Below are 3,436 nucleotides of genomic sequence, written 5' to 3'. Positions count from 1 at the left end.
GAACACGGTCGTCCCCCTCGCGTACGCTGAGACTACTGGTCCCGCAGGGGACTGGGATCATCAGGCCGTGCCGACCCATTTTTTTATCCCGCTCCGTTGGGCGGGGTTTTTTGTATTACAATGACCTCAAGTGTCCACTTTGAAAGGATGTGATCGGGTGGAAGTCGTAAAAATTACGCCTCGCGGATACTGTTATGGGGTGGTCGATGCAATGACCATGGCGAAGCGGGTAGCAAAAGATCCTGCCGTTCCCCGGCCAATTTATGTTCTGGGACAAATTGTTCACAATCGCCATGCCGTGGAAGATCTGGAGCGTTTAGGTATTCAGACCTTAGACGGTGGAGAGCGCATTGAACTGCTTGACCAGGTTCCCGAAGGCGCCTCAGTCATTTTCACGGCTCACGGAATTGCACCGGAAGTGAAGGAACGCGCTCGAGAACGCGGTCTCACCTACTTTGACGCGACATGCCCGGACGTGACTCGCACTCATACCCTCATTCAAGAAAAGATCCATGAGGGGTACTCCATCATTTATATTGGCACTAAAGGCCATCCTGAACCCGAAGGAGCGATGGGAGAGGCCCCGCGGGGTCGGGTAGAATTGGTGACCACGGCGGATGACGTGAATCATTTAACATTTGACGCGCATGTGCCGCTAGCGATTGTTACCCAGACAACCTTGAGTCAGTGGGATACCGAAGACGTTATTACTGCTGTGCGCCACCGATATCCCCAAGCAGAGGTTCATAATGAGATTTGCCTAGCCACCCAATTGCGTCAGGAAGCTGCCGTGGCAACGGCGCGTGATGTAGATATGGTGGTGGTGGTAGGGGATCGGCGCAGCAATAATTCGAACCGCTTGGTAGAGGTGGTCGAAAAGGTGGCTAAAAAGCCAGCTGTTCGGGTAGAAACGGTAGAGGATTTAAATCCGCAATGGTTTCATGATGTGGAGACAGTCGCCGTTACCGCGGGCTCGTCGACTCCAAGTCAAGTGACTCGTGCGGTAATCCAGTGGCTTGAACTGTATGAGGAGCCTACGCCAGTGCCGTGAGCCGCACATAAAGATGGGTTGCCAGAAGAATACCTAGGATGACCAAAAAAGCTCCCGAAATTCGCTCGATCCACGGTAAATATCGGTTTAAACCGCGGGCCCAGCTGGTTGCACGACTGAGAAAAACTGCTAAGATAAAGAACGGCAACGCTAGGCCTAAGGCATAGGTCGCAAGCAAGACACCGCCAAGATATAGGCTTTGAGATCGGGCCGCCAAAATTAAAATGCTGCTCCAAATTGGTCCGACACAGGGGGTCCACCCTGCCGCGAACACGATTCCCATGATAAATGGAGACCATATTCCCAAACGACCTTGACGGGGAAGCGTCAGGTGGGCATCGCGCTTTAATAACCCGAGGTGTATCGCTCCCATAAGTTCTAGACCAAAGATGACCATGACAACGCCGCCGAGTTCAGCGATGAGACTCTGATAGTGGCGTATAAACTGGCCGATGCTCGACGCTACCAGCCCCGAGAGAATTAAGATAAGAGAAAATCCGGCAATGAATATTAGCGCATTGACCATCACTCGGACGCGGACTGTTTGGCTTTGTACGACATCGGTCGTCAGTGAGGTTCCCGCCATGGCGGTGAGATATGAGGGCACCAACGGTACGACGCAGGGAGATAGGACGGATGCGAGACCCGCGCCAAAAGCGATACTGAATGTTGCCAGATCGGGCATCAACTCGAACCTCCTTCCGTTGTCGGGAGACAGTAAGCCCATATTATACCACAATTGTAGCAGGGCAGGAATTAGGATGAATTTGTCGAATACATCCAACAGTTGACGAATCAAGGGGGATTTTGCTGTGATCCGGCTCGAAGAAGTGACAAAGCGATATCCGAATGGCCATCATGGGTTAGTGAGTGTGTCGTTGACGGTACATCGCGGTGAATTTGTATTTCTTGTCGGACCGTCAGGGGCGGGAAAATCCACGTTGATACGGTTACTATACGGTGAAGAGAAAGCTTCCAGTGGTGATGTGGTGGTGGATCATTTTCGTCTGGGAATGCTAAAAATGCGCCAGTTGCCTCGGCTGAGACGTCAATTAGGCATTGTATTTCAAGATGTGAAGCTTTTGCCCACCAGAACGGTATCGCAGAATGTAGCGTTTGCGATGGAAGTGGTCGGCGCCTCGAGGAAAGATATTACCAAGCGGGTTCCGCAGGTTTTAGAATTGGTCGGGCTATCGCGCCGGAGAGATAACTATCCCAACCAGTTATCCGGAGGCGAACAGCAACGAGTGGGGATTGCACGGGCACTTGTCAACCATCCTTCGTATGTGCTGGCCGACGAACCGACAGGCAACTTAGATCCCGAGACGGCCGCGGACATTATGAAGGTGTTTCAAGAGATTAACCGTCGTGGGGCGACCGTTGTTATGGCTACGCATGCGAAAGAACTGGTCAATCAGTTACATAAGCGTGTAGTGGCGATAGAGGCGGGCAAGATTGTGCGAGACGAGGCGAGAGGTGCATACGGGTATGAGTCTTAACAGTATTGGATACCTATTTCGGGAAGCGGGACGGAGTCTTTGGCGCAATTCCTGGATGGCTATCGCATCCATCTCCACAGTGACCATTTCGTTATTTGTGCTGGCTGTCTTTGTGGTGGTGTCTGTGAACGTGAACCACGTGACGACGATTTTGGAAAACCAGGTGGAGCTTCGTGTCTTTATAAAGCCAAAGGTTGATCGAGCGGATGAATTAGCCTTAATGCGCCAGGCACAGCGTTGGCCGGACATTCGCAAGATTGATTTTTTCACCAAAGCGCAGGCTGCGCAGAGCCTGAAAGACGAATTTCCGGATCAGCAGGATTTGTTCAGTGTCATTCAAAAATCGAATCCACTCTTTGACGGCTTTGATGTCTATACCCATAAAGCGCAACAAATTCCAGCAGTGGCCGCCCACTTTACGCATCAAAAAATTGTCCACAATGTGGTGTACCAGGGAACGGTCGTGAAGCGCCTGACCCGTTTGGGCGATATTCTCAAGTGGGCGGGATGGATTATCGAAGGGTTATTAGCGCTCGCCACTCTGCTGATTATTGTCAATACCATTCGATTAGCCGTATTTGCCCGTCGTCGAGAAATTCAGGTGATGCGGCTCGTGGGGGCGACAGATTGGTTCATTCGCTGGCCGTTTATTATGGAGGGCCTAGCGATTGGACTGATTGGCGCCGTGGCTGCGGATGTAGTAGTTGGATTAGGCTATCGCTGGGTGATTCAGAAGGCGGCAGTCGCGCTGCCTTTTTGGCCCATGGCGGGATGGCATGCGGTCATGTATCAGTCCACCCTCTTTACGGTGGCAGGGGGTCTGGCTGTGGGAGCCATTGCCAGTGTCGTCGCGCTGCGTCGCTTCTTGCGAGTTTAACCCTCTTTT

4 protein-coding genes are annotated in these 3,436 nt (G+C 52.1%); 3 read left to right on the top strand and 1 reads right to left on the bottom strand.

What is annotated here, in order from left to right; translation table 11 throughout:
* The first annotated feature begins 157 nt into the window (after positions 1 to 157).
* Positions 158 to 1,051: a 4-hydroxy-3-methylbut-2-enyl diphosphate reductase gene (locus ACOJWD_RS03410; protein WP_486991818.1), complete on the top strand. Its 894-nt coding sequence runs from the start codon at positions 158 to 160 to the stop codon at positions 1,049 to 1,051.
* On the opposite strand, the gene ACOJWD_RS03405 is transcribed toward ACOJWD_RS03410, so the two are convergent.
* Positions 1,035 to 1,736 (bottom strand): cytochrome c biogenesis CcdA family protein, encoded by a 702-nt coding sequence (locus ACOJWD_RS03405; protein WP_486991817.1) that lies wholly within the window; start codon positions 1,734 to 1,736, stop codon positions 1,035 to 1,037. The two genes, ACOJWD_RS03410 and ACOJWD_RS03405, sit on opposite strands and share 17 nt — an antisense overlap.
* 127 nt (positions 1,737 to 1,863) lie before the next feature.
* Here ACOJWD_RS03405 and ftsE point away from each other — a divergent pair, with 127 nt between their 5' ends.
* Both ftsE and ftsX read left to right on the top strand, forming a co-directional pair.
* A complete protein-coding gene (gene ftsE, locus ACOJWD_RS03400; protein ID WP_486991816.1) occupies positions 1,864 to 2,550 on the top strand; it encodes a cell division ATP-binding protein FtsE in 687 nt (228 codons plus the stop codon).
* A complete protein-coding gene (gene ftsX, locus ACOJWD_RS03395) occupies positions 2,528 to 3,427 on the top strand; it encodes a permease-like cell division protein FtsX (RefSeq protein ID WP_486991815.1) in 900 nt (299 codons plus the stop codon). The genes ftsE and ftsX overlap by 23 nt, the downstream gene beginning before the upstream one ends.
* Positions 3,428 to 3,436 lie beyond the last annotated feature (9 nt).

The organism is Sulfobacillus sp. TH-112, from assembly GCF_057473405.1.
This window is presented reverse-complemented; position numbering and strand designations above follow the sequence as displayed.